This is a genomic window from Piscinibacter sp. (genome assembly GCF_050175855.1).
In the GTDB taxonomy this organism is placed as follows: Bacteria; Pseudomonadota; Gammaproteobacteria; order Burkholderiales; family Burkholderiaceae_C; genus Piscinibacter.
The window spans coordinates 1-6,621 of sequence record NZ_JBFXIO010000300.1 but is presented as its reverse complement, the minus strand read 5'-3'; the positions used below and the strand labels follow the sequence as shown (position 1 = coordinate 6,621).

At 68.7% G+C, this 6,621-nt stretch carries 6 protein-coding genes; 1 reads left to right on the top strand and 5 read right to left on the bottom strand.

All coding sequences use genetic code 11. From position 1 onward, the window contains the following. Positions 1 to 122 precede the first annotated feature (122 nt). On the bottom strand, positions 123 to 1,841 hold the full coding sequence (gene mobH / locus AB7U92_RS19445; RefSeq protein ID WP_428580766.1) for a MobH family relaxase: 1,719 nt from the start codon (positions 1,839 to 1,841) through the stop codon (positions 123 to 125). Positions 1,842 to 2,089: 248 nt separating this feature from the next. Between mobH and AB7U92_RS19440 the strand changes: the two genes are divergently transcribed. Continuing rightward, positions 2,090 to 2,800: a helix-turn-helix domain-containing protein gene (locus tag AB7U92_RS19440; protein ID WP_428580763.1), complete on the top strand. Its 711-nt coding sequence runs from the start codon at positions 2,090 to 2,092 to the stop codon at positions 2,798 to 2,800. Positions 2,801 to 2,900: 100 nt separating this feature from the next. On the opposite strand, the gene AB7U92_RS19435 is transcribed toward AB7U92_RS19440, so the two are convergent. From AB7U92_RS19435 to AB7U92_RS19420, 4 genes are all read right to left on the bottom strand, one after another. Then, positions 2,901 to 3,560 (bottom strand): FlhC family transcriptional regulator, encoded by a 660-nt coding sequence (locus AB7U92_RS19435; protein WP_428580760.1) that lies wholly within the window; start codon positions 3,558 to 3,560, stop codon positions 2,901 to 2,903. A 24-nt stretch (positions 3,561 to 3,584) separates the two neighbouring features. Continuing rightward, complete coding sequence (locus AB7U92_RS19430) at positions 3,585 to 3,890, bottom strand: hypothetical protein (RefSeq protein ID WP_428580758.1); 306 nt, start codon at positions 3,888 to 3,890, stop codon at positions 3,585 to 3,587. Positions 3,891 to 4,242: 352 nt separating this feature from the next. Continuing rightward, entirely contained in the window at positions 4,243 to 5,307 is a 1,065-nt protein-coding gene (locus AB7U92_RS19425) for a DUF932 domain-containing protein (RefSeq protein ID WP_428580755.1), read from the bottom strand. A gap of 415 nt (positions 5,308 to 5,722) precedes the next feature. After that, positions 5,723 to 6,621 (bottom strand): DUF7146 domain-containing protein (locus tag AB7U92_RS19420; protein WP_428580752.1); only part of this gene is annotated, 899 nt, incomplete at its 5' end.

Below are 6,621 nucleotides of genomic sequence, written 5' to 3'. Positions count from 1 at the left end.
GTCGCGGGAGGAGGCCCAGCCCGCCGGTGACTGCGAAGAACAGCAGGGCGGATGCCCAGACGGCGGCGGCGTACACCTCGTAGGCGCGCCGCCAGGGCATCTCGTAGCGGCGCATCAGCATGTCAGGGCTCCTCGTGCGCGGCCGGCTCGAAGGCGGCAGGGTCGAAACCATCGATGCAGGCTGGGGCAACGACGAGCCCGATGGTCGGCTCGCCGCGGAAGTCGGCCGTGACGGTGGCCGGGCCATCCCGTCCGGCATGTACCAGCAGGCCGACATCGGCCAGCGCCCGACCCGCCAGCGCGGGCTGCACGCCACGCCGTTCCAGTTCAGCCAGCGGCACGAACAGGCCGGCCGCGACAGGTGCGGCGGCCGCAGCGCTGCCCGGCCCGTTCAGGGTGCTGACGACGGCCACGAGGGCATCGCGCACGGCCGGATTCAGGCGCATGGGTGCGTTCAGCTTGAAGGTCGGCGCCGCGGCCGGCGGCGGGGAGGGCGGAGGGGGCGGCGACGGGACGGCCAGGTCGGCAACGACAGCAGAGGGCGGTGCCGGGGTCTGTGGCACCGGCGGCGGCGGGGATGTGCGAGCTGCCGGTGATGTGGCCAACTCGGTGGCGTCGAGCAAAGAGAACTGGGTGCCGGGCGGCGGTGCGGGGGCTGGCGCCGGTGCAGTCGTTGGCGCTTTCTGGGTGGTCCGCGTGGCGCCAGGTGGGCAGACCAACGAGATGGTCAATGGCTCGGCCGGCGGCGTGACACCGTTCAGCAGGATCGCCGGCGATGCCAGCTTCACAGCCTCCGCGGCGGTCTTCAACTCAGGCGGCAGGACGAACCAAGTCGAGGCACCGTCCGGCTGCCGCACGAAGACCCCGGCCTCCAAAAGCAGATCGAGCATCGTCTCAGGCGCCTTCGGGATGCCGGCCAGCTGATCGGCTTCGAGGAGTGCCTGGACATCGTGGGCCGCCTGCGGCCACAGCAGGAACAGCCCATCGGCCCCAAGCCAGGCGCGCGACTTCTCCCGGTTCGGGAACCAACTGGGACTGCCGGATGCCAGCCGGCGCATGGCGTCGACCAGGTAGCGTTCGAGGTGCGAGCCAAACTGCGGCACTCCGTAGCGATCAGCGTTGGCCTGCAGGTTCCGGTCGATCACCAGCGCGAGCGAACGACGCACCAGACCGTCGAGGACGTTGTGGTCACGGTAGACCGGCTGCCCGCTGATGCTGGACAGCAGGTGCGGAACGATGACGCTGTTGTCCAGCGCCAGGTACTGGAGCGTGGCTCCCGGCACAACCAAGGGCAGTGCGAACACGCCCAGGCCGCGTGACTCGGTGGCGTTCGGCCGCCAGCGAACGAAGTAGCGAGTGGCACTGCGCGATGCCAGCCAGTCACCCAGGGGGATGAGGAACTGCGGCCACTCGCCGCCCGCCTCGTCGGTCACGATCAGGTGGCTGAGCACCCGGTGCAGTTCGCAACACAGGCCACCGATGAAGGTGGCCAGGCGCCAGCGCGGTTCAAGCTGGCGGCGCGCCGAGATCGTCGATCGTCCGGAGAAGATGTGCGCGTCGGTGCCTTGCAGGCTGTAGAACGCGACCTCCAGCCCGAGGTTCAGCAGGCCAGCAGGTGAGCTGAAGTAGTTGTCGGCGGTGGCGGGTAGGAGATGGACGTACGTGGCATAGCGCTGAAGCAGCGGCTGCACCTCCGCGTCGAAGGTGTCGCGGGACAGGCCGAAGCACAGGCGGATGCGGCTGACGAGGCCGTCGGCCGCTGCTAGCACGTCAGGGACGGGCAGGGCGGCGAAGCCCGGGTCGGACGCTGGAAAGGCTCCGTGGGAAGCTGACGAAAGCATGGCGATTGCAGGCGAGCACCCGCGGCCATGTTGATGGACACGGTTGAACGCCGACACCTGAAAGGATCACTCTCGGGCACGGCTTTCGACACCAGGCGTCGGCGGCAGGCCTGATCCGACATCGCTGGCGGTCGACATCGGGCGTGCGTCGTCCGCGTTCATACACCGCCATGGCGGGCTGCTGTCGGGCTGCTGTCGTGGTCAGCGCCGTCGGTGCTTTCGATACTGCATGCCATCGATGTCCTACCATGGAGAACCTTGTGATTGACACCGCCGAAAGAGTGACGACCGCTCGCCTGCTGACCCCGGCCGAACTCGGCCTGTGCGTGCGGCTCTTCCGAGAGATGCGCCAGTGGTCTCAGGAGCAGTTGGCTGAAATCTCCGGGCTCAACGTCCGCACGATCCAGCGGGTCGAACAGGGCCTGGCGGCCAGCCTGGACACGCGAAGGGCTCTGGCCGGTGCGTTCGAGTTCGAGGATCTGGATGTACTGAACAAGCCTTTCGCGATCCCGACGGAAGAGGAGCTCAAGGCACAGAAGGCAAGGTTCGATCGCGAACACGTCACCTTGACTGCACTCCCGCTGACGACGGGGAAGCAGTTGGCCAAGCTCACGGAAGCTCACATGATGGATCTGTCGGAGCCTGGGTTCGAGCTCGAGCGGGAGGCGGACGAGGCGTTCGCCGGATTGGTGGACTACTTCAGGGAGTACCGTGACTGCGCGGACCTCTACACCGAGTCGACCAAGTTCGAGGTGTACGACGAACTGCAGTCCCGCATCGATGGCCTGAAGGCGCTCGGCGTGTCATTGCGCTATGCCGAACGCAAGATGCAGGTGAAGTGGGGAACCGACCCCGATGCCAAGCCGATGCCGGTAAGCGTTCTGTACGTTGTCGCTTTCCCGCTGGGCAAGGAGCCGGACCAGTTTGCGACACCGAAGTCCGGCGGCATCCGCTTGTGATGCAAGTAGGACGCTGTGCCGTCCACGCCAGATCGGAATTGCTTCCTCTGTATCTCGCATCGCCATCCGACAGTGAAGGTCCTGCTGCGAACCGATCGGCTCAAGTCTGGCTTTCGCTCGTCGAGGACGTGCCAGCCTGCCCCGTCGACGAGCCAAAGGAACGCTGCAGCAGGACGAGCATCCCCAACTGCTCCGCACTCGGCGCAGCCAGCGGCTGCACCGGAAACGCCCCCTGCACCCTCGGGTCCGTCCCATATCGCTGTACCAGCTTGCAGAACGGGCAGTGGTCGTTCGAGCGGGCCACCGAGCCGTAGGCCGCCAGGAACTCGCTGTGGCAGGTCGGGCAGGTGACGAGCGAGAAGCTCCTCGAGTCGGTGAGCCACAGGCCGTCCGTGTGCGCGGCCAGATCGAAGGCGCGGTCGAAGCTGATGCGGTGCGGCGGCTGGCAGATGCCGACGTAGTGGCGGTAGGCGCCGACGAGAGCTTCACCCGCAGGGAAGTCGGCGTCTCGCAGGCGGCGATACAGGGCCACGACGATCGAGGCCTCGGCGCGGTGGAGCAGGTTGGCGCCGTGGTACCACTCCGGCGAGTCCGGCGAGCGCCCTCGAGGCACGGCCATGCGGTCCGGGAAGAGCAGGCGCAGCGCCTCGCGGGGTGGCAGGCCCGTCAGATGGCCGATGGTGCGCACGCGTGCACCGCAGGCCGCGCAGGCTTTGGCCAGTGCCAGGGCGCGCAACTGACGATCGACCCGCGACTGCATGTCGTCCGACCGGGAAACTGAGCGTCAGGCTGGCGAACTGGCCGTGACATGGCGGGGGGCGTGGACCGCGGCCAGCGGTCGCACCAGCGGCAGCGGTGTGTCGAGCAGGCTGACCAGGTCGCGGCGCGGCGGGAAGAGCGTGGCGTCGCCCAGGTTGGCCACGATGGCCATCAGCTGCTGGACGCTCATGGTGCCGAGCCGCTCGGCCTGGGTCGCGTCGAGCGAGAAGCGGCAGCACGCGGCCGTGCGGTCGTGGAGGATGCCGTCGCGGATGGTGAGCAGCAGGGTCAGGTTGGCGATCTGCACATCGGAGAGCTGGACCTGGTTCATGGTGCGTCCTCGCGTGGGGACCACGAGCCCGTGCAGGGCAGGGTGGAGGGGTTGGTCGGTGGATGCGGGTCGTGTTGCGGTGGCTGAAGGAAGGGTTCCGGCGCTGTGCGGCCAGCATAGGGTGGGCGACAGGTCGACTTCAATGGGCAGCGCGGGCCTATGCATCTGCTTACCGAATTGCCACTCGCAAGCCCTGGCGAATTCCGGCGAATGCGTGAGCGCGACCGCATGAGTCGACGTGCGGCGTGAACGACGCCCTTGTCGGGGCGCCGTGCAACGTCGGCGCCGGCACGGTCGGCGAACGGGGTTACCCCCGCTCGCCGTCGTGCCGGACTGCCTGCTCAGGCCGTGCTCAGATTGCTTCGGCCAGGCCCTTCCACTCGGCGGTGCCGAGCTCGATCAGCTTGCCGCCCAGCGCCTCGAACTCCGTGGCGCGGTCGTAGTCGTCGATCTCCTGGCTGTAGTGCGTCACCGCATTGACCAGCCCGTAGCCCGAGAGCTCACCCTCGGTGATCAGGTGCCGCAACACGCCCGAGCGCTCGACATCGTTGAGCGTGTAGCGCTGGGCCAGAACCTCGACCGTCTTCACCGGGTCGCCGACGAGGGGGATCCTCAGCGTCTTCTGCAGCTTCTGCGCCGTCTGCCGGAAGCTCGCCTCCGACACCGCCGCCTGCACCACGTCGCGCACCTTCAGGAAGAAGGCCTTGTCGTCGGCACGCAGGGTGTCGTCCTGGTAGACCTGCAGGCCCTCGTCCTCGGTGCCGAGCGAACGGCCCACATGCGTCTTGCGCAGCGACCGGTCGGCCGCGATCAGGCCGTTGCGGCAGACCAGCCGGTACAGCAGCGGCTGCACCGACAGCGTGCCCTGGCCGACCTCGGAATTCGAGATCACCACGCCGGCCTGCACCACGTCGCCCGGCGCCATCTCGTAGGTCAGGCGCGAGGTGATGCACTTCAGGTACATGCGCGTCTCGGTCAGCTCGACCGACTCGAAACGCACGTCGGGCAGCTGCTGCAGGATGGGCAGCACGCTCTCGGCGAGGTCGAAGTTGTCGAGCCGGCGGTAGCGGTCCGACAGCACCGCGCGCAGCTGGCCGTCCAGGGTGCGCAGCATGCGCCGGTCGTCCTCGCTCTGCAGCCAGGTGTTGACGTTGCGGTCCAGCAGCACCGGTTGCTCTTCGCGCATGCGCTCGAAGTAAGCGTGCGGGATCTTCAGCTTGTCGGCCAGCTGGCGGCGCGCCAGCGGCGTGACGCCGTAGCGCACCGGGTTGCCGGCTTCGTTGACGATGATGTGCGTCTGGCCGTCGTCGCCGGTGCTGTGATGCACCAGCTGCGACGGCACGATCAGGTCCTTCTTCGAGTGCAGCTGGCGCTCCAGTTCCTGGGCCAGGCTCACGAGGGTACGTCCGCTCTTCATGACTTTCTCCAATCGGGTTGGGGTGGGTGAGAAGCGGGGACGGCACGGCCCACGTCGGGGCACGGGTCCCCGCAGTGGGTTGACGACGACAACTCGCCGCATGCAGCGCGTCCTGGGTGGAATTGGCGATGCATCGGCGAGGTAGGGGCGCGACGTCGGTGACACGGGTGTCGCCATCGGTCGCGCGGGATCTCCAGGGCTGCCTTCGTGGCGCCGTTGGGCGTCACCTGGTCTGGCAGCTACCAGTCGGGAAACGACGAGGGGAGCGCGCCGGCCGCATTGCCGACGGCGCCTGACCTTTTCGCCGGCACCGGCAGGTCGTGGCGCAGGGCATGCGCCGACCCGTCCAGTGCCGCCGAAAAAGCGGGTGCGGCCCGCCGTGGCTCGCCGCACCCCAAGCTCCATGACCTCTGCCTCAGCCACCGAGGGCCACCCGGTTGCCCGAGGCCCGGTCGGCCGACGACGATGCGGTCGCCTGTCCCCGGCCCTGGTCGGGGCCGGTGGCACGCTGGCACCAAACATCGGCCCAGTCCGTGCCCGCATGGCGCGGCACGAACACCCGCACCTGGCGCGGGCCGGTGGTCTTCTCCTCCCGCTTCAGCCGCCGCGCGAGCGCGTAGGCGAAACACTGGCCGGCGAAGTCGCCGCTGGCGTCGTTGTCCGCATAGATGCAGACCTCGCGCACGGTGTCCGGTACCCAGAGCTTCTCCAGGTTGCCGGCGCTGATGCCGGCCCACACGGGCTTGCCGGTGGCCAGGTGCACCGCCAGGGCGGTCTCGATGCCTTCGCACAGCGCGAGCTGCGCGCCGGCGTCGAACAGGCGCACGGCAGCACCGTGGATGCCCGCGGAGAGCACCTTCTTCGCGTCGGCGGCGTCGAGCTTTCGGCCATCGCGCAGGTAGGTCCGGTGCAGCGTCACGGCCTGACCATCCGGCGCCTGGATCAGCGCCAGCATGGCCGGGTAGGCCGCGATCTGCCGCGACTTGCCGTCCGCACCCTTCTCGAAGTAGCCGAGCGACGGGTGGAACCGCAGCACCGGCGGATGCCGATGCAGGGTCAGCCCGCGCCCGCTCAGGTAGCGGTCGACTTCGTCGCCGGCCACCACCGGCCGCGCCTCGTCCCAGATGCGCTGCACCAGCCGACGCATGCGCTCTCCCGGCGCCGCTGGGGCACCGGCTTCGCTGGCTGCCGCCGCCGGCAGCATGCCCAGGCAACGTTCCACCTCGCACAGGGCGGCATGGAAGTCCACGCCCCGCACGGCCTGCAGCAGCTTGAAGCCGCCACCCGGGCCGCACTGCCGGCAGTGGTAGTTGC